This is a genomic window from Acinetobacter sp. FY683 (assembly GCF_059515885.1).
The window spans coordinates 1-21,680 of record NZ_JCAKNA010000020.1 but is presented as its reverse complement, the minus strand read 5'-3'; the positions used below and the strand labels follow the sequence as shown (position 1 = coordinate 21,680).

Below are 21,680 nucleotides of genomic sequence, written 5' to 3'. Positions count from 1 at the left end.
AATTACAACGTAAATTGTAAGTAATTTTGTCATAATTTGTTTGATTTATAGAATCAGGCACTTGGAAAACGTGAAAAGTGTTTGTATGATGCACGTGAATAGCTTAAAAAAACAACTGGGGTATAAAAGCCTATCTCAGCTATAGATATAATTTAGGCTTAAACTTGAACAACAATTGTTTATCTCTGGAGGATAAATCCATGAAAATGAGTCGTATTGCTTTAGCGATGCTCGTTGCTGCACCATTAGCTGCTGCAAATGCTGGTGTAACTGTTACTCCGTTAATGCTTGGTTATACTTGGCAGGATTCAGTAAAAGACTTCAATAATCATGAAGGTACAGATATTAAGCTTAAAGGTGATATGTTCACTGGTGCTGCTCTTGGTGTTGAATTAACTCCTTGGTTAGGCTTTGAAGTTGAATACAGCCAAGTTAAAGGTGATGTTCAAAAACAGTCTACTGGTGCTGCTGATGGTGAATACAAGCAAGAAAACGTTGCTGGTAACTTCTATGTAACTTCTGACTTAATCACTAAAGATTATGACAGCAAAATCAAGCCATACGTACTTTTAGGTGCTGGTCACTCTAAAGTTAAACCACGTGATATTGCTACATTTGACAAAACTGAAGGCACAATCGGTAACGCAGGTGTTGGTGCTTTCTGGCAGTTAAATGATGTTTTATCTGTTCGTACAGAAGCTCGTGCTACTTATAGCGATGCAGTTAAAAACTGGAACTACACAGCTTTAGCTGGTCTTAACGTAGTTTTAGGCGGTCACTTGAAGCCAGCTGCTGCTGTTGTTGTAGCTCCTGTAGCTCCTGTAGCTCCTGTAGCTCCACAAGAGTTAACAGAAGACCTAAGCATGGAACTTCGTGTTTTCTTTGATACAAACAAATCAAACATTAAGCCACAATACCAACCAGAAATCGCTAAAGTTGCTGAAGCGTTAACTGAATACCCTAATGCTACAGCTAGCATTGATGGTCACACAGATAACACTGGTCCATTAGCGTTGAACCAACGTTTATCTTTAGCTCGTGCTAACTCTGTTAAAACAGCACTTGTTAATGAATACAATGTAGATCCAGCTCGCTTGACTACTAAAGGCTTTGCATGGGATCAACCGATCGCTAGCAACGCAACTAAAGAAGGTCGTGCTATGAACCGTCGCGTATTCGCTACGATTTCTGGTAGCCGTACTGTAACAGCTGAATAATCTGTTAAAGTAAAAAAAACGACTCTTTTGAGTCGTTTTTTTATGTTTGATTGAAAGTTACAAGAAATATGCTATATTTTTTTGAGTATTAAATAACCATAATTAAAAAAGGAATTAATATGAAAAGAATAATATGTGTAATATTTTTATCGGGAATGGGGCTTACTGGATGTGCAAAACATCAGGTTGTACAAGAACAGCCTACAGTTGTTACTCAAACAGCTATGCAAGCATTAACTTCGGGCGTGAATATACAGTTTCCTACAAACTCAAACCAAATTGATGTGAAATACGAAGATGTATTGGCTGGAGTATCTGAACTGCTTTCTAAAAATACCGCCTTGATATTGGATATCCAAGGGCATACAGATAGTTCTGGAGCTAATGCAATTAATAATAGACTTGCATTAGCGCGTGCCAATGCCGTTCGGGCGATACTAATTTCCAATTATGGAGTTAGTGCAGAGCAGTTAAATACAATTGGATTTGGATTTACAAAACCAGTTGCATCAAATGCTACAGAGGAAGGGCGTGCGGAAAATCGTCGTGTAACCTTGCTACTGAAAGGTCAGTAAAAGTAATTTACTACTTTCATGGTTAATTTAATACTTAGATTCAAGTGTAAAAAAACAGCCCTCAGGCTGTTTTTTTACAAGATATTATTCTCGATCTAAATTGGTTGGCTGGACATCCATTTCATTATATTTTACAAGTTTTGATTCACGCTTAAATGAGTAACCTACCCAAATAGCGAAGAATAATAAAATGCCAATATAGGTTGAAAGAACAGATAACCATTCACCATCTAATACTGCTTGATAGTTTTGACCTAAAACAACAATGGCGCAAAGAATAAAGGCAAACCATGGTGCAAATGGGAAGAACTTAGCACGATAAGCTAAATCTTCAAGCTTATAACCTTGAGATAAATAACCTTTGCGGAAACGATAGTGTGAGATTGCAATACCGAGCCAAACAATAAATCCACACATACCAGACATATTCAGTAGCCAGTTAAATACTTGTTCTTCACCAATAAAAGTAGTCAAGAAACAAAGTGCTGCAATTGCAGTAGTGGCGTAAAGTGCGTTCATTGGCACCCCACGCTTATCTAACTTTGAAAATGCTTTTGGTGCGCTACCATTTTTAGCCATATCAAAAAGCATGCGGGTAGATGAATACATACCCGAATTACCTGCAGATAAAATTGCAGTTAGGATCACGGCATTCATTACACTTGCGGCAAATGCAAAGCCAGCTTGCTCATAGAGTAAGGTGAAAGGAGATAATGCAATATTTTCATCCGAAGCTGCTTGTAGTAAGCGAGGATCATCGTAAGCAATCAGGGTGCCGATAATGAAAATACAAACAATATAGAACAATAATATGCGCCAGAAAATTTGTTTAATGGCAATAGGTATTGTTTTCTTTGGATCCTTAGATTCACCCGCAGCAACTCCGACCATTTCTGTTCCTTGGAAGGAGAATCCGGCAATCATTGCAACACCAATGAGTGCTGATAAGCCACCAACAAAAGGTGCTTCACCTTTGGTCCAGTTTGCAAATGTAACCATGCCTGGTGTCATCATGATTTTTATAATCATTGCGATACCAATGATAATAAAGATAATAATGGCAAGAACCTTAATGAGGGAGAAGAAGAATTCACTTTCTCCAAAACCTTTTACGGTCATTGCATTAATGCCAAATACTACGGCTAGGAATATTGCACTCCAGTAAAAGCCGGGGATATCTGGGAACCAAAATTTCATGATAAATTGAACAGCAACGAGTTCAAATGCAACGGTAATTGCCCAGTTGTACCAATAGTTCCAACCTAAAGCAAAACCAAAGCCATTAGATACATACTTTGTTCCATAGGTAAAGAATGCACCAGAGGTAGGGTTGTGCGTTGCCAACTCACCTAAACTTGTCATTAAAAAGTAAATCATGACCCCAATAAGGGCATAAGCAAGCAATGCACCGCCTGGACCGGCATTTGCAATTGTTGCACCAGATGCTAAGAATAAGCCCGTACCAATAGAACCACCAATGGCGATCATATTCAGATGGCGTGCACCAAGCTTACGCTTTAGTTGCTGTGTTTGATCTGTTTCGCTCATTGAATTTCCTTATGATTTCTTTTGAGTGTTAGCGAATAACACTTTAAAGCCTTGTTGGTCGGCTTTAGTTGTACATTGACCAAAGTTTTGTTCAATCAATATCGGGTAATTTAAGAAACGATTTGCAACAACCCATAGTTCTCCACCAGATTTAAGATGGCGACGCGCAGTTTTGCATAAGTTTTCACTGGCATTGTAGTCGGTCTTAATTCCTTGATGGAATGGAGGATTACTCACAATTGCATGCAAGAATAGAGGTGCATCCTCAATTCCTGTTACAGCTTTAACTTCAAGTTGTTCCGTTTCTAAATTATTTTTATCAAATGTCATGCGTGTAGATTCGAGAGCAAAGGCATCCACATCCATCGCAAAAATACGATTCTTAGGATTCAGCTTTGCTAAATAAGCACTAATAACACCTGCACCACATCCAAAGTCAGCAATTTTACCTGAAGTTACTTGAGATAAGTATGGTAGTAAAACAGCTGTACCAATATCTAAACTTTTTTGACTAAATACGCCAGGGAGAGCAGAGATGGTTAAATCACCATTTGGTGTGGGTACTTTATATTCTTGTGCCCAATCTGCCAATGGTTTTGCGACAACTGACTTTTCAATTGTCATTTGCCACATTTGACAATGACGCGCACTGTCTAATTTAAGTGCAGAGCCGAATGGGAGTAGTTGTTTTGCTGCACGTTCAACGCCCCCTTTTTTTTCACCAACTAAGAAAATAGATGAGCCAATGGTTAAACGACTAACAATATTGTGTAAAACGTAATTCAATAATTCTTTAGACTTAGGTACAAAAACAATTGCTTGATCGAAAGTACTTTCAGGGAGATTAACACCAAAGTGGATGTTCGCTTTTTGATTTTGAAAGTATTGGTATTCGTTAAAGTTCCAAGTCCAAAGAGTGGGTTCGATGTCTTTATCTAGATTCGAAAGCAAATCATCTGTGGGAGCATTCACTAATAATATACGACCAGAAAGATATTCATGCTGTCGAATGACAACTTCACTTCTAGGATCCATTTTTTCTCTCCATTGAAAAACTATGCCCAGACAGTGCTGGGCATAGTTAATACTGAAATGAAATTATTTCTTCACTTCTGGAAGAATAATGTTTAATAACAAGGCTGCAATGCCACCTGTAGCAACACCTGAACTAAAAATGTTGCGGAATAATTCAGGAAGATGCTCAAGAATTTGTGGAACTTGAGCAACACCTAAACCAAGCGCTAAAGAAATAGCAATAATGAGCAAAGCACGACGGTCTAATTGAACGCCTGCAAGAATGTTAATACCTGATGCAGCAACTGCACCAAACATCACCATTACAGCACCACCAAGTACAGCTTGAGGTACAGCTTGAATAATGCCTGCAACAGCAGGGAACAAGCCTAATAAAACTAATAATATTGCAATCCAAATACCAACATAGCGGCTAGCAACGCCTGTTAACTGAATTACACCATTATTTTGAGCAAAGACAGAACTTGGGAATGTATTGAAAATACCAGCTAAGAAAGAGTTAGCACCATTAACAAGTACACCACCTTTAATACGTTCCATCCAAGTTGGGCCATCTACAGCTTGGTTTGAAAGTTTAGATGTTGCAGTAATATCACCAATTGCTTCTAATGACGTTACAATATAAATGAATGCCATTGGAATGAATAAGCTCCAAGAAAAGCTTAAACCAAAGTGCATTGGTGTTGGAATTTGAACAAGAGGGGCATCTTTTAAACCATCAAAGTTTAAATGACCCATAAAGCCAGCAAGAATATAACCTGCCACTAAAGCAATTAAAATGGCTGAGCTTTTTACCCAAGTTACTCGAATACGGTTCAAAATAATAATGAGCGCAAGAACAGTACACGACATAATAAGGTTATCGGCATTAGCGAAAGTTTTATCGCCCATTGCTTGATAACCACCGCCCATACTAATTAAGCCTTCTTTAATAAGCGTTAAGCCAATTAAAAGAACAACAATACCAGTAACTAACGGTGTAATAAGCTTTTTAACCCACGGCAAAATGCGCGATACACCCATTTCAATAAATGAGCCAGCAATCACTACACCAAAAATAGCAGCCATAACAGATTCAACAGGTGTACCTGCTGCAACCATTGCAGAGCCAATACCAATAATAGGACCAATAAAGTTAAAGCTTGTGCCTTGAACAATGAGCAAACCTGCACCAAACGGGCCAACTTTTTTACATTGAAGAAAGGTTGCAATCCCTGAGATAACCAAAGACATAGATAAAATCATGTTGGTATCTTCTTTAGATACGCCCAACGCCAAGCAAATTAATAAGCCTGGAGTAACAATTGGGACAATAATTGCAAGAAGATGTTGGAAAGCAGCAAGAAAAGCGATGAGTGGTTTAGGTCGATCATTAAGACCGTAGACTAAATCGAGTTGATCTTTTTGATCAGTAGATTGATTTAAATCGGACATGAATCAAAGCAAATAGTGGCAAGATGGCGCTATTCTAATCGAGTTAGACGGCATATCAAAACCAAATAACGATGGAATGTTAAAAAAAATCGATAATGTCAATAAACAGTCACTATAAAAACTTAATATTTTTCTGTATAATTTGCCCTCAAATTACATATGCATTGAATTTACATGTCAGATATTAAAACTCTCCGTAACATCGCCATTATTGCGCACGTCGATCATGGTAAAACCACTCTTGTAGACAAACTTTTACAACAATCAGGTGCTCTTGGTGATCGCGCGGGTGAGATCGAGCGTGTCATGGATTCGGGCGCTATTGAAAGCGAACGTGGTATTACTATTCTTGCAAAAAACACTGCAATTAAATGGTTAGACAAACGTACAGATACAGAATACCGTATCAACATCGTGGATACCCCGGGACATGCCGACTTCGGTGGTGAAGTTGAACGTGTAATGTCGATGGTTGACTGCGTACTTCTTCTTGTAGACTCACAAGAAGGTCCTATGCCACAAACTCGTTTCGTAACGCAAAAAGCGTTCGCTCGTGGTTTGAAACCAATCGTAATTATTAACAAAGTAGACAAGCCAAGTGCACGTCCTGACTGGGTAATTGACCAAGTATTCGATTTGTTCGATAACTTAGGCGGTACTGATGAACAGTTAGACTTCCCAGTTGTATATGCTTCTGGTTTACGTGGTGTAGCTGGTCCGTCTCCTGAAGAACTTGCTGAAGACATGACTCCATTGTTCCAAACAATTGTAGACATCGTTGAACCACCAGCTGTTGACGTTGATGGTCCATTCCAAATGCAAGTGTCTTCACTTGACTATAACAGCTTCGTTGGTGTTATCGGTGTTGGTCGTATTCAACGTGGTTCAGTTAAATTGAACACACCTGTAACTGTAATCGACAAAGAGGGTAAAACACGTAACGGTCGTATCCTTAAAATCATGGGTTACCATGGTCTTGAGCGTATTGATGTTGAATCTGCTCAAGCAGGTGATATCGTTTGTGTAACGGGTATTGATGAACTTCATATTTCAGACACAATTTGTGATCCTAAAAATGTTGAAGCATTACCTGCACTTTCTGTAGATGAACCTACAGTATCTATGACTTTCCAAGTAAACAATTCACCGTTTGCTGGTAAAGAAGGTAAATTCGTAACTTCACGTAACATCCGTGAACGTCTTGACCGTGAATTAATTCACAACGTAGCACTTCGCGTTGAAGACACTGACAGTCCTGACCGTTTCAAGGTTTCTGGCCGTGGTGAACTTCACCTTTCAGTTCTTATTGAAAACATGCGTCGTGAAGGCTTCGAAATGGGCGTATCTCGTCCACAAGTAATTATCAAAGAAATTGATGGTGAAAAACAAGAGCCATACGAAAACGTAACTTTTGACGTTGAAGAACAACACCAAGGTTCTGTAATGGAACAAATGGGTCACCGTAAAGGTGAAATGACGAATATGGAAGTTGACGGTAAAGGCCGTATCCGTATTGAAGCAACTGTTCCTTCACGTGGTTTGATTGGTTTCCGTTCTGAATTCTTAACAATGACTTCAGGTACAGGTATCATGACATCAAGCTTCTCGCACTACGGTCCTATGAAACAAGGTACTGTTGCGAAACGTCAAAACGGTGTATTGATTTCTATGGTTCAAGGTACTTGCCTTGGCTATGCATTGTTTACACTTCAAGACCGTGGTCGTTTATTCGCTAAACCACAGTTAGAAGTTTATGAAGGTATGATTGTAGGTATTAACTCACGTTCAGACGACATGACTGTTAACCCAACTAAAGCGAAACAGTTAACAAACGTACGTGCTTCTGGTACTGATGATGCGTTAACACTTGTTCCTGCAATTGAATATACGCTTGAACAAGCGCTTGAATTCATTGAAGATGATGAATTAGTTGAAGTAACACCTAAGTCTATTCGTATTCGTAAACGTTACCTAACTGAAAACGAACGTAAGCGTAACCGTAATGGCTAATTTTTCCTAAATTAGGAAAGATAAAAAACCGTTAACTTAAGTTGGCGGTTTTTTTATTGCAAAAAATAATAAATTCCGAGTAAATTGCACGGAAATGATTTAATCAATAATATATGCTAAGTTATATTAAATTTGATAAGAAAAATTGGAGTGAATATGAGTGTTATTCAAGAGTTCAAAGAGTTTGCTGTAAAAGGCAATGTAATGGATTTAGCAGTCGGTGTCATTATTGGTGGTGCTTTCGGTAAAATTATTGACTCAGCTGTTGCCGACCTAATTATGCCATTCATTACATGGATTTTAGGTGGTAATGTTGATTACTCAAATTGGTTCTTAGTATTGGGTGATAATCCAAATAGCATTACAAATTTAGCTGCAGCAAAAGAAGTAGGTTTGAATGTTTTTGCTTATGGTAACTTTTTAACAATTCTAATTAACTTTATTTTATTGGCTTGGGTTGTATTTTGGTTGGTAAAATTAATGAATAAATTACGCCGTGAAAAAGCGGTAGAAGAGCCAGCTCCAGCAGCTACTCCAGAAGATATTGAATTATTACGTGAAATCCGTGATGAATTAAAACGTAAAGGTTAATCCTTTAAAATAAAAAAACAGCGCTTAATGCGCTGTTTTTTATTTTACAGTTTCCTTCTTTTTATAGGAGATGAGAAGCACTGTTTCGCAAGGGGAAGGGTAGCTTTTATAAAAAATAGAAAAACCTCCATCCCCTTGCGGAATATATTCCTCACCTTCTAGAAGAAGTGATGATTAAAAATCCATTCGGAATTTTATTTCTAATAAATGCCAACCAAATTGACTTTTAATTGGACCATGTAGTTCGCGCTCAGCAAGAGTAAATACGGCTTTATCAATAGGAGCAACCAATTGTCCTTTTTTGATATCGCCTAGTTCACCGCCTTTTTTAGCAGATGGACAAGTCGAATGCTGCTTTGCAATTTTGGCAAAGTCGGTACCTGCTTTAATTTTCTTTTTGAGCTGTTCAGCAAGTTCTTTGTCTTTTACTAAAATGTGGCGGGCAATGGCACTTTTCATTTCTTACCTCGGGAAATCTGTTTTACTTTCTTTAATGGCTGACATTGTGGACAAAATGCACTTGCTCGTTGACCTAGTTTAATATTTTCTAAAGTGGTTTCACAGTTCACACACATTTCACCAGTACGTCCGTAAGCTAGTAGGGTTTGTTGGAAATATCCATTTTCCCCCATGGCATTGCTGAAATCTCGTAAAGTTGAACCGCCTAAATCAATTGCTTGTTTTAAAATACGTTTAATTTCGAGAACAAGTTTTTCAATTTGTTCTTGGTTAAGTGATGATGCCGGTTGTGCGGGATGAATACCTAAATTAAATAAGCTTTCCGTGGCATAAATGTTGCCAACCCCAACAACTACATGATTGTCCATGATGGCAACTTTAATGGCTGTACTTTTGGACTTTAATTTATCTGCTAAATAATTCGTATTAAATACGTCACTTAAAGGTTCAGGCCCTAAAGTATCAATGAGTTTAGTTTGTGAGTGCTCGTCTAACCAGAGAATACAACCAAAACGACGTGGATCGTGATAACGCAACTCCATGTCTTCAAACTGAATAATCAGATGATCGTGCTTACGAAGTTCTTCGGTAGTTTCACAAATACGGAAACTTCCTGACATTCCTAAATGCCAAAGCATTGAATCATGTTCAAATTCAGCCAAAATGTATTTGGAGCGCCTTGAAAGTTTAAGGAGCTTTTGTCCAATAAGCTTTTTGATATTGTCAGGAATTGGCCATCTTAAACTTGATTGATGAACAGTCACACCGATGACTTTTTCATTGATCAATGGAAGTAGGCTAGTTTTCGTGGTTTCAACTTCAGGTAATTCAGGCATCTGACATTAAATATATAAAGATGTGACTAATATCGGGTTATCGCTTTTAGATTACAAGTTTAAATTTAGAATGATGAAAAATAATTGTTATAAGTCATTAAATTGTAGGGAGAAAGAATTATATTGAGCATAAAAAATGTTATTTATGCAATTGATTAATTGTTTAAATGGATTATTGATGGATCTAAGTATTTAAAAATATTAAATAAAATATTTTGTGGTTGTGTTTTGTTAGTCTTTTAAGGGCTTATATAAATAAAAGTATGTAATCAAATAAAAATTATGCTGAGAAAAAAATATAAAAATTGGGTAATTTTCACATGAAATTTACAAATATTAATTGTTTGTAAACAAGTATTTACCCAACTAGGTTTTCATCATGAAAAAAATTGGTTTAGCCATTTTTCCAGCTGTTTTAATGTCTGTTATTGCTCAATCTCACGCAGAAGATGTATTTGATATGAAAGGTCAATATATGTTTGGCGATTGGTCGGGTAAACGGACTGAACTTGCACAAAAAGGGGTTAAATTTGAGGCAAATCTTGCAAGTGATACAGCTTATTTAGCACATGGTGGTCGCAATGAGCATGCAGATCCAACAATAGCTGCACAACTTTGGCTGGGTACCGCTTTAGATATGGAAAAATTAGCAGGTTGGAATGGCGTAACTATTCGTGCTGTGATGACTGCACGTCAGGGGCAGAGTACAACAATCAGAGATTTGCAAGATAATGCTGCACCTCAGTTAGCCAACGTGCAAGCCAATTATGGACGAGGAAACCAACAATCACGGTTGACAGAATTATCTATTGAAAAGAGTTTTAAAGAACAAGGTATAAGCATTAAAGTGGGGCGTTTAGGCTTGGGAATGGACTTTAACGTGATGGCTTGTAATTTCCAAAGTAATGCGTTTTGTGCAGCACAAATGGGGAAATGGCAAGGTGGAATTTGGATGAATACGCCAGTTGCACAGTGGGGCGGTCGAGTTAAATATCAAATTAACCCAGAAGTTTTTACACAAATAGGTGTGTATGAATTTAACCCTGATAATGGTAACGGCAATGCAGAAGGACAAGGTTGGAGTTTAGATACACAAAATGCCGATGGTGTAACAATTCCTGTAGAAGTTGTATGGCAGCCAAAATCATTCATTAATGGATTAGCAGGCAGTTATCGTGTAGGGGGGATGTACAACACGGCAGATAATCCTGCAAATCAAAAAGATATTAAAACAGGCGCACCCGAAGATCGTACATTTGCGGGTTGGTTGGCGATAGAACAACAATTAACTTCCACAGGTTCAGGCAAGCAAGGTTTACATAGTTTTGCAAACTTTACTTGGCATGATCGTATAACAAATAAAGTTGATAACTCGCAACAACTTGGCTTGAAATATGTCGGATTATCTGCGGCACTACCTAATGATTATGTGGGTTTAGGTGTAAATCGCGTACATGTAAATAACCGTTTATCTAGCGTAAAACCACAATTTAATGCGAGTGCAGAATATAATATTGAGTTGAATTATAGCTACAATCCAACGAAGTGGTTGATGTTAAGACCAAACTTACAATATGTGATTAATCCAGGTTCTACAAATAACGTGGATGATGCATTTGTGTTGGGTTTAAGCACTAAAATGATCTTCTAACATAGAAAATAATTTTAAAATAAACAGGTTCTTTGGAGCCTGCTTTTTGTTTTTCTAAGCTAGAATAAAAATGAGAAAAATGAATGATTAAAATGAGGGGATTTTAGTGTCTTTGTTATTTCAGCAAATTCAATTTGGAACACTTAGCCTAAGCAATAAAATTATCATTGCACCAATGTGTCAATATTCTGCCACTGTGGATGGGAAAGTGACATTTTGGCATGAACAACAGTGGGCAAAATACGCTTTATCGGGTGCAGGTTTAACCATTGTAGAAGCTACAGCCGTACAGCCTGAAGGGCGCATTAGCCATGCCGATTTAGGTTTATGGAATAATGCACAAGCTGAAAAAATGAAATTGGCACTGAATAAAATAAAAGCTATTTCACCTATGCCTTTTGCTGTTCAATTGGCACATGCAGGACGTAAAGCATCTACTGATTATCCGTGGTCAGGAAAGGGGCAAATTAGTCCTAAGGATATATTGGGATGGCAAACAGTTTCAGCTAGCGATTTAAAGTTTAATGAAAATGACCATGCCCCTCATGCTTTAACAGGCAATGAAATTCAAAAAATTATTCAAGATTTTGTAGATGCAGCAAAGCGTGCTGTAAATGTTGGATTTGACCTTATTGAATTACATGCTGCTCATGGCTATTTGTTGCATCAATTTATGTCGCCTATTTCTAATAAACGAACAGATGAATATGGGGGAAGCTTTGAAAATAGAATTCGTTTAACGCTAGAGGTTTTTCAAGCAATAAAAAAGGCTGTTCCACAAGATTTTCCTATAGGGATTCGTATTTCAGCAACCGATTGGATGGATGGTGTAGAAAGCTGGGATGTGGAATCTTCAGTTGAATTATCAAAGGCTTTAGAAGCATTAGGTGCTGTATATATTCATGTTTCTAGTGGCGGATTAGATGTGAATCAAAATATTGATATTCACAGTTGTTACCAAGTGCCGTTTGCACATACCATTAAACAATCTGTGAATATTCCTGTAATTGCTGTTGGTCTGATTGAAGAGCCAATGCAGGCAGAAGGGGTGTTACAATATGAGCAAGCAGATGCAATTGGCATTGCACGCAGTATTTTGTATCAGCCGAATTGGCCTTGGCAAGCAGCCGCAGAATTAGGTGCAAAAGTTGCAGTTTCTCCACAATATTTACGTTGTCAGCCACACGGCTTAAAAAAATTATTTACATCTTTTTAAAGTGATATTAAAAAATATAGAGCAGATGTAATGCTGCTCTTATTTTTTAGCAAATTTAATAGGACCGTTTCTTTATGATATTTACGATAATAGGACCAATTTTCTTGCTTTTAGCACTTGGCTATTTGTCGGTAAAGTTGAATTTATTATCTAAATTACAAATTGCTGCGGTAGGTGCCTTTGTTATAAAAGTTGCGTTACCTGCTTTATTGTTACAATCACTTTCTACAAAAGATTTGCATGAAATTTGGTTTGCTGAATATTTTGCTGTGTATGGTGGTACAACATTTATACTTTATATCAGCGCATTTTTTATTCTTTCTCATTATTTTAAAAATAGTAAAGCCGATACATCTGTACTTTCCTTAGGTGCATCTATGTCGAATACAGGCTTAATTGGGGCAGCAGTATTGACCTTATTAATGGGCAATAGTGCGATGACCTATATTTCGCTTGTGGTTATTATTGAAAGTGTTTTTTTAATTCCTGCTGTTTTGGTGTTAGCCGAGTTAAATTCTCAAAAGTCTCAGTATGTAAATGTTTTACATATTATAAAAAGTACAATTTTAACTTTAGTTAAAAATCCATTATTTATGGCGGTAGTGCTGGGAATGTTATGTTCAGCATTAAAAATTAAGCTTCCACATCAACTCGATCAAGTTTTATTAATGCTTGGGCAAACGGCTTCACCATTAGCATTATTTGCAATTGGTGGGGGAATAGTGGGTTTAAGCTTAAAATATGTAAACTTGCAAAGTGTTTATTTAGTCGTTTCGAGTAATATCATTTTTCCACTCATGGTGTTTTTAGGCTTAACGTATCTTACAAATGTTAGCCAAGAAATGGTGTATGCAGGAACTATAATTGCATCGTTACCTATGCCAACTATATTCGCAATGTTGGGTCAGGCATACGGTTTAAGTGAAAAAACCTTAACCCCCTTACTAATGAGTACGATAGTTGGCTTTATTGTAATGAGTGGGCTTATTGCATTGTGGTGGGCATAAATATATTTTTGCACTGAGATAATCGTGCAAATAGGGTGCTTTCAGTTAAACTGAGCATTGTTTCTAAGATGTAATGAAGTGAGTTTCTAAGATGTTTATCAAAGGTATTAAACGCAACTACGATAAAATTAATGCCGATGACAGTATTGCAGATGAAGATAAAATTGATGCCTTATTGAAAGCATTGGGCAAAGACTATTTGGTAAGTTCTGAAGATCGTGTTTATGTTTTTCAAAAAGATGATGTAACTGCAAAATTTGATGCAAAACATGCACGTGCATATCATTTTAAAGATTATGTGGTAAAAGATATGAACAAATTATTTCATGGCTTTTAATTGATTTCTTTCCATGAAAAATCCCTTAAGCGATAACTCACTTAAGGGATTTTTTGTTTTAAGCGGAAGTCAAATTCAGCAAATTTAACTTAGCCCTTTTTGGGTGTAGTAGCAGGTGCTTTTGCTTGTTGAGCCATTAAGTTTGAAACGGCATCTAAAGCTTCTTTTGCATGAGGTATATTTTTTTCTGCCAACATACCAAAGATTTTTTTCGCTTCGGGTAAGTTTTGTTGAACCAACTTACCTGTTGCTAAAAGATTACCCATTTCCATGAGAGCAGGCACATAACCCTTTTGAGCAAGCGTTTGAATGCCATTTAGACCTGCTTTAACAGTTGCTTCATTTTTTGCTTTAACACCAGAATTTATGTCATATAAAGCACGAAGATGAACTGCCTGAGGATTTTCTTTTTTCACGAGAGGATCTAAAAGTTTAAGTCCTTTTTTGGTTGAAGCCTCTTTATTTTCGCTCAAATAAAGTGCTGCTAAATCTACATTTGCTTCATCTATACCAAGTTTTGCTGCTTTTTCTAAGTAACTTTTTGCTGTACTTTGATCAGGTTTAACACCTAAGCCACCAGAAAGATAAGTTTTACCCAAAAGGTAGTTGGCAGTTGGGTAGCCTTTATCTGCAGATTGCTTAAATAGTTCAAGGGCTTTGGCATCATTTTTTGTTGTGCCTTGACCTGCTTGAGTTAAAAATGCCAAATCATAAATTGCTTGTGCATTACCTGTTTGAGCAAGTTTGTCTAATTCTTTATATGCTTCGTTAAAGTTTTTTGCTTTTACTAAAGTTTCAATTTTTGCAAAAGCAGGATCAATTTGTGGTGCGTTATCTGCAAGTGCAAACTGAGAAGAAACTGCGATTAAACTTGCGAGAAGTATTTTTTTCATAAAATTAAAAACCTTAAATTAACAATAAACATCCAAGCTAAGTATTTGATATAAAAAGAGGATGTTGCGTTAAAATATATTAAAAGTATTCAGTCTTTGAACAACTTTAGGAATATCTACCAAGTTAAATTAATGTGAAAAACTTAAAAGAATATTAATGTTATGTTTCTTAGCGTATGTTTGGCTTAAATGTGTTTACATTGTTTCCAATGTATAAGAATTAATAATAAGCCTTGAAAAATAAGGCAAAAAAAACCTCCTTTTTACAGGAGGTTTAGTTTTTTAAATATTTTGAAATATTTAGCTTATGATTGCGGACGTGCAACATCGCCATTTAATGCTTCTGGTAAGTCTAAAATAGTTAAGCCAAGATCAACTAAAACATCAGGCTTAGCAATCACTAAGGCTTTATAGCCACCATCTACCCCAATGCTATTGATAACAGTTGTATTTGGGCTAAGCTGAGTTGCTGCCGCAGGAACATCTCCTGTGCCTTGAACTAAATGTAACCAGCTTTTTGGTTTTGCCTTAAACCAAAGGCGCGCCACAATTTCTTGACCTAAATAACAGCCTTTATCGTAATGAACGCCTTCACGTTGATGTAAACGTAACTCTTGAGGTTGAAATAGTTCAGATGTAGTTGCTTCAATCCAAGCTTGACCAGATTCAATTGCTTGTAATTGCCAAGCTTCAACATTGGTTTCACTGCTTCCAAAAATAGTGTGATTGGCTTCAATCGTTGGATAAACAACACCAGCTTCTTCAAGCTTCATTTTAGAGAAAGCACCAAACTTTTTAATGTGTTTGCTTAAAGCTTCAGCAAGGTTAGTCGGGCTAATAATTTCAAAGCTTTCAGCACTATTTTTCTTTAACCAAAAGCCAAATTGAATACGACCTTTTAAATTACAAATAGCTGTGTAACGCGTTGTTCCTTCAGCTAGTTTTTCAGCATTCAAAGTAACTTGACCTTGTAGGAATTTTTGCGCATCTACACCAATTAAAGTGAAAGAAGAGAATGTAGGTAAGCTCATTTTTTAATCTCTAAAACGGTATCTAATACTAAAGAATGAGGTCTATTTTCCGCTATTTTTTGAAAAAAATCACATTTAACACCTAAATTTTGAGATTGATATTCAAAAATATTGAAAAAATAGCAAGTTTTAAACCTAAGTCTTTGAAAAATATTAAATTTGGGAAATGGTGTTTTGACAGTGTACTATGCCTTCGATGGAATGAAAAACAAGCAACAACATAATTTGACAAAAGATTGAAAGAATAGGCAGGTAAGCTATGAACAACAACTTCCGTAAACCACTGCAAGGCACCCAGCTAGAATATTTCGATGTGCGTGAAGCCGTAGACAATATTCAGCAAGGCGCATATGAAAAGCTACCGTATACATCAAAAGTACTTGCCGAGCAGCTAGTTCGACGTTGTGATCCTGCAATTTTAGAACAGTCTTTAAAAGAACTTATTTTCCGTAAACAAGATCATGACTTTCCTTGGTACCCTGCACGTGTGGTGTGTCATGACATTTTAGGACAAACGGCACTTGTCGATTTAGCAGGCTTACGTGACGCCATTGCCGATCAAGGTGGCGATCCATCTAAAGTTAATCCTGTTGTGCCAACGCAATTGATTGTTGACCACTCTTTGGCTGTGGAATATGGCGGTTTTGATCCAGATGCTTTTGAAAAAAACCGTGCCGTTGAAGACCGTCGTAATGAAGACCGTTTCCATTTTATTGAGTGGACTAAAACGGCATTTGAAAATGTAGATGTGATTCCTGCGGGCAACGGCATCATGCATCAAATTAATTTGGAAAAAATGTCTCCTGTAATTCAAAACAGAGAGGGTATTGCATATCCAGATACGTGTGTAGGTACAGACTCACACACGCCACATACAGATGCTTTGGGTGTTATTTCTATTGGTGTTGGGGGCTTAGAAGCTGAAAATGTGATGTTAGGTCGAGCATCTTGGATGCGTTTACCTGACATTATTGGTGTAGAGCTTGTAGGGCAACGCCAAGCAGGCATTACCGCAACGGATATTGTTTTAGCACTAACTGAGTTCTTACGGAAAGAGCGTGTGGTGGGTGCATATTTAGAATTCTTTGGTGAAGGTGCAGATAGTATGTCTGTGGGAGATAGAGCAACTATTTCCAACATGACGCCTGAATATGGCGCAACAGCGGCAATGTTCTATATTGATCAAAACACTATTGATTATTTGACTTTAACAGGTCGTGAAGCAGATCAAGTTAAGCTTGTTGAAACTTATGCCAAAGAAATTGGTCTTTGGGCAAGCGATATGACCAAAGCGGAATATCCACGTGTTTTACGTTTTGATTTATCTACTGTTACTCGTAACATTGCAGGGCCATCGAATCCGCATGCACGTGTATCTACAGCAGATTTAAAAGCAAAAGGCATTGCAGGTAATTTAGATGCAGCGCGTGCACAAGAAGCAGAGGGTTTAATTCCTGATGGTGCGGTGATTATTGCGGCTATTACGTCATGTACCAATACATCAAACCCACGAAATACGGTTGCGGCAGGTTTACTTGCACGTAAAGCGATTGAACTTGGGCTTGTGCGTAAACCTTGGGTGAAATCCTCTTTTGCACCAGGTTCTAAAGCAGCAGCACTTTACTTAGAAGAAGCAGGTGTCCTGAAAGATTTAGAACAGCTTGGTTTCGGTATTGTGGCATATGCATGTACCACGTGTAATGGTATGTCGGGTGCGTTAGATCCAAAAATCCAACAAGAAATTATTGACCGTGATTTGTATGCTACTGCGGTGCTTTCGGGTAACCGTAACTTCGATGGTCGTATCCATCCTTATGCGAAGCAAGCATTCTTAGCATCTCCGCCACTTGTTGTTGCTTATGCTATTGCAGGTACGATTCGTTTTGATATCGAAACAGATTCGTTGGGTAATGATAAAAATGGTAATCCAATTTACCTGAAAGACATTTGGCCATCTGATGAAGAAATTGATGCATTGGTAAAAGTTGCGGTAAAACCTGAGCAATTTAAGAAAGTTTATATTCCAATGTTTGATTTGGGTGTAAATGAAAAAGCACCAAGTCCTTTATATGATTGGCGTGCGCAAAGTACTTATATCCGCCGTCCGCCATATTGGGAGGGGGCTTTAGCTGCGCCACGTACTTTAGCAAATATGCGTCCACTTGCAATTTTGGGCGATAACATCACCACAGATCACTTATCTCCATCGAATGCGATTGTGTTAGATAGTGCTTCGGGTGAGTATTTGGCGAAAATGGGTGTGCCTGAGGAAGATTTCAACTCTTATGCAACGCACCGAGGCGACCATTTAACTGCACAACGTGCGACTTTGGCGAATCCAAAACTTTATAACGAGATGGTGGTACGTTCGGACGGTACAATTAAGCAAGGTTCAAAAGCGCGTGTAGAGCCTGAAGGTGAAGTAATGCGTATGTGGGAAGCCATAGAAACTTACATGAACCGTAAACAGCCTTTAATTATTGTTGCAGGGAAGGACTATGGACAAGGTTCTAGTCGTGACTGGGCGGCTAAAGGTGTTCGCCTTGCAGGTGTAGAAGTAATTGTGGCGGAAGGTTTTGAGCGTATTCACCGTACTAACTTGGTAGGAATGGGCGTATTACCACTTGAGTTTAAGGCAGGAACTGACCGTAAAACTTTAGGTTTAGATGGTACAGAGTTGTATAGCGTAATTGGGAACATTGCGCCACGTTCGACTTTAACTTTGGTGATTGAGCGTGCAACGGAAGATGGCAAAGCTCAAATTGTGGAAGTGCCTGTAACATGCCGTTTAGATACGGAAGAAGAAGTACATGTGTATGAAGCGGGTGGTGTGTTGCAACGCTTTGCGCAGGACTTTTTAGAAGGGAATGTGGCGTAAATCCTCCCCAGCCCTCCTTTAATAAAGGAGGGAGTTTCCCCTCTTTTTAAAGAGGGGGTAGGGGAGATTAAATTTTTTGAAATTGTAATAAATGTTAATTAATCATGCTGTTTAGAGATTTTTTATGGAAACTTCCATTTTGTATATTTTTAACTATATTAAGGAGAAATATATTCCTCAAAAGTACGAGTCGTATGGGAGATATAAAGCTATAATCATGTCAGATACGGATTATTTTTTTGATATAGCATTACCCGAATATACAAGATATATAAATAAAAAGAAAAATATTGAGTTGATTGAGTTATTAAAGAAAAAGCTAAAAGATAGAATAGCATCACTTGATTATTGTCTTCAACAAGATGATTCTGGTGAGCTAAGTAAAGAAGTATTTCAAGGGAAAATAGATAAAATAAATGAATTAATCGAAAGTAATGATGAAGAAAAACTTGTATCTTCAGTTGAAAATGATTTGAGTTGGTTTTTTCAAAGTTTTTTGATTGAGAATCAAAATAGAAAACAAGATTTTCAAAAAATGTCATTTATATTAGACTTCTTTCATAAATCATTTTTTACTCAGTTCCATGTTATAGATTCCCGCAATTAAATTGAATCTTAATCCTAGTCTTTTACCGCGGTTGTGATATCGCTGAGCAAGGATTTTGAAAGTTTTTAAATTGCCAAAGACATGCTCAATCCCAATTCTTCTTTTATTGATTTCTTGATTGAAAAGTTTTAGCTCGGGATCTAGTTTACAGCGCTTTTTTGCTTTTAATGGTAGTAGACTATTTGGATACACTGTGTAAATCCCTTGATAGCCCTTATCTGCAAGGATAAAAGCACCTGCAGGAATTGGGTTCAAATTACGTTTGAAGAGTTCGAAATCATGTACAGCACCACGACTTGTACATAAACTCAGAATTTGCTGACTTTTATAATGAATGATAGCTTGAACTTTGAAAGTATGTGCCTTCTTCTTACCACTATAGCTTTTCTTCTGTTTTTTTAGACCTTTGGATTTGAATTTCTGTGGCATCTACGATCACCACATTCCAGTCAATACCTTCGCCTTCAGGCAAATGCTTTGGTAAATTAAATAAATTAGACTTGATGAGGCAGTCTTCTACATGTCGGACAATTCTTGAAGCAGTGGGCTCGGAAACTCCATAACTCGTTGCAACATGGAATAGAGTTTGATATTTACGCCAATAACTTAAGCACAAGAGGAGTTGATCCTCTAGGCTCAATTTAGGTGGTCTACCTTTGGCAGGGACATGCTTTTTAGTTGTTCAACCATTAGACCATGAGGTGCCCGTGTATCGCTTAAACTGTGTTTCAGAAAGTTTCTTTGAATCGATGTATTTCATTTAAATATTATGCACGAATATATAGGATTCTTCAGTCTAAATAACTAACAAAAAGTAGATCGTTTTTTGATTTATGAAAGAGATCTATTATACTAACCAATACTAATTATTTTTATCTATACATACCATTTACATGCAAAATTTTGTTATTAGCCTTAAAGACGCAGTTGTGAGAAGAAACCATATTAGAAAAGAATTTAATCGAAATGGAATTGATTTCAATTTTTTTGATGCTATAGATAAATCTAATATTAATGAATTTCAATCAAAATATAATATTAGCTTTTATGAGGAAAATTTCACCTTAGGTGAAAAGGCTTGTTTTGCTAGCCATGTAGTTTTATGGGAATATTGCATCTCGAATAATCTTAAATATATTGTAATTTTTGAAGATGATGTTCTTTTATCGATAAATTCTGAATTATATTTAAATAATTTAAGTTGGATTCCTAAAGGACTTGATTTAATAAAGTTCGAAAAATTTGAAAAATCAGTAATTATGTCTTTTAAGAGTATTGATATTAAACCAACGGCTAAATTAAGAATACTTCAACAAGGCTTTGTTGCACAAACCTAGCATGGAAGGCTTATTCAGCAATATAATTTCAAAATGAATAAACCTGCCCCTAAAATCTATCGTACAACCAATTGGTCATCCTATAATCGAGCCTTAATCAACCGGGGTAATATTTCCATTTGGTTTGATCCAAAGACCCAGTGGTATGCACAATCACAAGGCAAGCAAGGTCGAAATCAGACCTACTCCGATACAGCGATTCAATGCTGCTTAATGATCAAATCTCTATTTCGACTCTCTTTACGTATGGTCACAGGTTTTGTTCAAAGTCTGATTAAACTCTCTGGATTAGATTGGACAGCGCCGGATTACACTACGCTTTGCAGAAGACAAAAACATATTGATATTGCGATTAGCTATGAAAAAAGTAGTGATGGTCTGCATCTACTCGTAGACTCTACTGGTTTGAAGTTTCTAGGTGAAGGTGAATGGAAATGCAAGAAACATGGGGCTGAATATCGTCGTCAATGGCGTAAGCTGCATATTGCTATAGATGCTAAAACTCTTCAAATACGTGCTGTACAGCTCACTACAAATGATGTTGGTGATTCTCAAGTACTTGAAGATTTACTTTCTCAAATTCCCTTGGATGAGAAAATTGATTCTGTTTATACAGATGGTGCTTATGACACAAAGCATTGCCGACAAGTCATTTTAGATCGAGATGCACATGCGATCATTCCACCGAGGAAAAATGCAAAGCCTTGGAAAGATCAGCAAGCGAGGTCTATCGAGCGGAACGAGTTATTAAAGACAGTCAAACGTCTAGGTAGATCGCTTTGGAAAAAGTGGTCTGGTTATCACCGTCGGAGTTTGGTTGAAACGAAGATGCATTGCATCAAATTATTAGGCGATAAATTAACAGCAAGGAGTTTTCCTAGTCAGGTGAATGAGATCCACGCACGCATGGCAGTCTTGAATAAATTCACAGAATTAGGTCGTCCTCATACCCAAGTTGTCTCTTAAATTTGGCTCACCTAGGGGAGCTCAGCCTTTCAAGCCTTTATGCAACAAAGCC

Annotated in this window: 21 protein-coding genes; 12 read left to right on the top strand and 9 right to left on the bottom strand. The window is 37.2% G+C overall.

Going from position 1 to position 21,680, the window contains the following annotated elements; genetic code table 11:
• The first annotated feature begins 200 nt into the window (after window positions 1–200).
• Together omp38 and AC5YDH_RS10810 are read left to right on the top strand one after the other, a co-directional pair.
• Window positions 201–1,217, top strand: coding sequence for an outer membrane protein Omp38 (gene omp38 / locus AC5YDH_RS10815; protein ID WP_496119398.1), 1,017 nt, complete (start codon window positions 201–203; stop codon window positions 1,215–1,217).
• A 155-nt stretch (window positions 1,218–1,372) separates the two neighbouring features.
• Window positions 1,373–1,792: an OmpA family protein gene (locus tag AC5YDH_RS10810; protein ID WP_496119396.1), complete on the top strand. Its 420-nt coding sequence runs from the start codon at window positions 1,373–1,375 to the stop codon at window positions 1,790–1,792.
• Window positions 1,793–1,876: 84 nt separating this feature from the next.
• On the opposite strand, the gene AC5YDH_RS10805 is transcribed toward AC5YDH_RS10810, so the two are convergent.
• From AC5YDH_RS10805 to AC5YDH_RS10795, 3 genes are all read right to left on the bottom strand, one after another.
• On the bottom strand, window positions 1,877–3,340 hold the full coding sequence (locus AC5YDH_RS10805; protein WP_496119394.1) for an amino acid permease: 1,464 nt from the start codon (window positions 3,338–3,340) through the stop codon (window positions 1,877–1,879).
• Window positions 3,341–3,349: 9 nt separating this feature from the next.
• Window positions 3,350–4,375 carry a methyltransferase gene (locus AC5YDH_RS10800; protein WP_496119392.1) on the bottom strand — a complete coding sequence of 342 codons (1,026 nt, stop codon included), beginning with the start codon at window positions 4,373–4,375 and terminating at the stop codon, window positions 3,350–3,352.
• A 63-nt stretch (window positions 4,376–4,438) separates the two neighbouring features.
• On the bottom strand, window positions 4,439–5,809 hold the full coding sequence (locus AC5YDH_RS10795) for a uracil-xanthine permease family protein (protein ID WP_496119390.1): 1,371 nt from the start codon (window positions 5,807–5,809) through the stop codon (window positions 4,439–4,441).
• 174 nt (window positions 5,810–5,983) lie between these two features.
• Here AC5YDH_RS10795 and typA point away from each other — a divergent pair, with 174 nt between their 5' ends.
• On the top strand, window positions 5,984–7,819 hold the full coding sequence (gene typA, locus AC5YDH_RS10790; RefSeq protein ID WP_496119388.1) for a translational GTPase TypA: 1,836 nt from the start codon (window positions 5,984–5,986) through the stop codon (window positions 7,817–7,819).
• 156 nt (window positions 7,820–7,975) lie between these two features.
• Window positions 7,976–8,410, top strand: coding sequence for a large conductance mechanosensitive channel protein MscL (gene mscL, locus AC5YDH_RS10785; protein ID WP_496119386.1), 435 nt, complete (start codon window positions 7,976–7,978; stop codon window positions 8,408–8,410).
• Between the two features lie 174 nt (window positions 8,411–8,584).
• Here mscL and AC5YDH_RS10780 read toward each other — a convergent pair whose 3' ends face one another.
• Complete coding sequence (locus tag AC5YDH_RS10780; protein WP_496119384.1) at window positions 8,585–8,869, bottom strand: peptidylprolyl isomerase; 285 nt, start codon at window positions 8,867–8,869, stop codon at window positions 8,585–8,587.
• A complete protein-coding gene (gene mutM / locus AC5YDH_RS10775; protein ID WP_496119382.1) occupies window positions 8,866–9,705 on the bottom strand; it encodes a bifunctional DNA-formamidopyrimidine glycosylase/DNA-(apurinic or apyrimidinic site) lyase in 840 nt (279 codons plus the stop codon). The genes AC5YDH_RS10780 and mutM overlap by 4 nt, the downstream gene beginning before the upstream one ends.
• 379 nt (window positions 9,706–10,084) lie before the next feature.
• Here mutM and AC5YDH_RS10770 point away from each other — a divergent pair, with 379 nt between their 5' ends.
• The 4 genes from AC5YDH_RS10770 (at window position 10,085) to AC5YDH_RS10755 (ending at window position 13,916) form a co-directional block, all read left to right on the top strand.
• A complete protein-coding gene (locus tag AC5YDH_RS10770) occupies window positions 10,085–11,356 on the top strand; it encodes a carbohydrate porin (protein WP_496119380.1) in 1,272 nt (423 codons plus the stop codon).
• Window positions 11,357–11,462: 106 nt separating this feature from the next.
• A complete protein-coding gene (locus AC5YDH_RS10765) occupies window positions 11,463–12,572 on the top strand; it encodes an NADH:flavin oxidoreductase/NADH oxidase (protein ID WP_496119378.1) in 1,110 nt (369 codons plus the stop codon).
• A gap of 74 nt (window positions 12,573–12,646) precedes the next feature.
• Window positions 12,647–13,579 (top strand): AEC family transporter, encoded by a 933-nt coding sequence (locus AC5YDH_RS10760; protein WP_496119376.1) that lies wholly within the window; start codon window positions 12,647–12,649, stop codon window positions 13,577–13,579.
• A gap of 91 nt (window positions 13,580–13,670) precedes the next feature.
• The gene (locus AC5YDH_RS10755; protein ID WP_496119373.1) at window positions 13,671–13,916 is read left to right on the top strand and encodes a hypothetical protein; all 246 of its coding nucleotides are present in this window, start codon (window positions 13,671–13,673) and stop codon (window positions 13,914–13,916) included.
• An 89-nt stretch (window positions 13,917–14,005) separates the two neighbouring features.
• Here the strand turns inward: AC5YDH_RS10755 and AC5YDH_RS10750 are convergent, their stop codons facing one another.
• Both AC5YDH_RS10750 and ygfZ read right to left on the bottom strand, forming a co-directional pair.
• On the bottom strand, window positions 14,006–14,809 hold the full coding sequence (locus AC5YDH_RS10750; protein WP_496119371.1) for a tetratricopeptide repeat protein: 804 nt from the start codon (window positions 14,807–14,809) through the stop codon (window positions 14,006–14,008).
• A gap of 305 nt (window positions 14,810–15,114) precedes the next feature.
• Window positions 15,115–15,840, bottom strand: coding sequence for a CAF17-like 4Fe-4S cluster assembly/insertion protein YgfZ (gene ygfZ, locus AC5YDH_RS10745; RefSeq protein ID WP_496119369.1), 726 nt, complete (start codon window positions 15,838–15,840; stop codon window positions 15,115–15,117).
• Between the two features lie 259 nt (window positions 15,841–16,099).
• Between ygfZ and acnD the strand changes: the two genes are divergently transcribed.
• On the top strand, window positions 16,100–18,718 hold the full coding sequence (acnD, locus tag AC5YDH_RS10740) for a Fe/S-dependent 2-methylisocitrate dehydratase AcnD (protein ID WP_496119367.1): 2,619 nt from the start codon (window positions 16,100–16,102) through the stop codon (window positions 18,716–18,718).
• A 217-nt stretch (window positions 18,719–18,935) separates the two neighbouring features.
• Window positions 18,936–19,325: a hypothetical protein gene (locus tag AC5YDH_RS10735; RefSeq protein ID WP_496119365.1), complete on the top strand. Its 390-nt coding sequence runs from the start codon at window positions 18,936–18,938 to the stop codon at window positions 19,323–19,325.
• On the opposite strand, the gene AC5YDH_RS10730 is transcribed toward AC5YDH_RS10735, so the two are convergent.
• Window positions 19,284–19,754: a transposase family protein gene (locus tag AC5YDH_RS10730; RefSeq protein ID WP_496119363.1), complete on the bottom strand. Its 471-nt coding sequence runs from the start codon at window positions 19,752–19,754 to the stop codon at window positions 19,284–19,286. The two genes, AC5YDH_RS10735 and AC5YDH_RS10730, sit on opposite strands and share 42 nt — an antisense overlap.
• Entirely contained in the window at window positions 19,702–19,965 is a 264-nt protein-coding gene (locus AC5YDH_RS10725; RefSeq protein WP_496119361.1) for a helix-turn-helix domain-containing protein, read from the bottom strand. Before AC5YDH_RS10725 ends, AC5YDH_RS10730 begins: the two co-directional genes overlap by 53 nt.
• A gap of 253 nt (window positions 19,966–20,218) precedes the next feature.
• On the opposite strand from AC5YDH_RS10725, the gene AC5YDH_RS10720 reads away from it, so the two are divergent.
• The gene (locus AC5YDH_RS10720) at window positions 20,219–20,662 is read left to right on the top strand and encodes a glycosyltransferase family 25 protein (RefSeq protein WP_496119359.1); all 444 of its coding nucleotides are present in this window, start codon (window positions 20,219–20,221) and stop codon (window positions 20,660–20,662) included.
• Window positions 20,663–20,695: 33 nt separating this feature from the next.
• The gene (locus AC5YDH_RS10715; RefSeq protein ID WP_496116183.1) at window positions 20,696–21,628 is read left to right on the top strand and encodes an IS5 family transposase; all 933 of its coding nucleotides are present in this window, start codon (window positions 20,696–20,698) and stop codon (window positions 21,626–21,628) included.
• The last annotated feature ends 52 nt before the right edge of the window (window positions 21,629–21,680 follow it).

Bases quoted from the DNA above. Each gene is read 5' to 3' on its own strand.
- acnD (WP_496119367.1), top strand. From the start codon at position 16,100: ATGAACAACAACTTCCGTAAACCACTGCAAGGCACCCAGCTAGAATAT.
- AC5YDH_RS10770 (WP_496119380.1), top strand. From the start codon at position 10,085: ATGAAAAAAATTGGTTTAGCCATTTTTCCAGCTGTTTTAATGTCTGTT.
- AC5YDH_RS10730 (WP_496119363.1), bottom strand. From the start codon at position 19,754: ATGCCACAGAAATTCAAATCCAAAGGTCTAAAAAAACAGAAGAAAAGC.
- AC5YDH_RS10755 (WP_496119373.1), top strand. From the start codon at position 13,671: ATGTTTATCAAAGGTATTAAACGCAACTACGATAAAATTAATGCCGAT.
- AC5YDH_RS10795 (WP_496119390.1), bottom strand. From the start codon at position 5,809: ATGTCCGATTTAAATCAATCTACTGATCAAAAAGATCAACTCGATTTA.
- ygfZ (WP_496119369.1), bottom strand. From the start codon at position 15,840: ATGAGCTTACCTACATTCTCTTCTTTCACTTTAATTGGTGTAGATGCG.
- AC5YDH_RS10720 (WP_496119359.1), top strand. From the start codon at position 20,219: ATGCAAAATTTTGTTATTAGCCTTAAAGACGCAGTTGTGAGAAGAAAC.
- mscL (WP_496119386.1), top strand. From the start codon at position 7,976: ATGAGTGTTATTCAAGAGTTCAAAGAGTTTGCTGTAAAAGGCAATGTA.
- omp38 (WP_496119398.1), top strand. From the start codon at position 201: ATGAAAATGAGTCGTATTGCTTTAGCGATGCTCGTTGCTGCACCATTA.
- AC5YDH_RS10735 (WP_496119365.1), top strand. From the start codon at position 18,936: ATGTCAGATACGGATTATTTTTTTGATATAGCATTACCCGAATATACA.
- AC5YDH_RS10800 (WP_496119392.1), bottom strand. From the start codon at position 4,375: ATGGATCCTAGAAGTGAAGTTGTCATTCGACAGCATGAATATCTTTCT.
- AC5YDH_RS10715 (WP_496116183.1), top strand. From the start codon at position 20,696: ATGAATAAACCTGCCCCTAAAATCTATCGTACAACCAATTGGTCATCC.
- AC5YDH_RS10805 (WP_496119394.1), bottom strand. From the start codon at position 3,340: ATGAGCGAAACAGATCAAACACAGCAACTAAAGCGTAAGCTTGGTGCA.
- AC5YDH_RS10750 (WP_496119371.1), bottom strand. From the start codon at position 14,809: ATGAAAAAAATACTTCTCGCAAGTTTAATCGCAGTTTCTTCTCAGTTT.
- mutM (WP_496119382.1), bottom strand. From the start codon at position 9,705: ATGCCTGAATTACCTGAAGTTGAAACCACGAAAACTAGCCTACTTCCA.
- AC5YDH_RS10780 (WP_496119384.1), bottom strand. From the start codon at position 8,869: ATGAAAAGTGCCATTGCCCGCCACATTTTAGTAAAAGACAAAGAACTT.
- AC5YDH_RS10810 (WP_496119396.1), top strand. From the start codon at position 1,373: ATGGGGCTTACTGGATGTGCAAAACATCAGGTTGTACAAGAACAGCCT.
- typA (WP_496119388.1), top strand. From the start codon at position 5,984: ATGTCAGATATTAAAACTCTCCGTAACATCGCCATTATTGCGCACGTC.
- AC5YDH_RS10760 (WP_496119376.1), top strand. From the start codon at position 12,647: ATGATATTTACGATAATAGGACCAATTTTCTTGCTTTTAGCACTTGGC.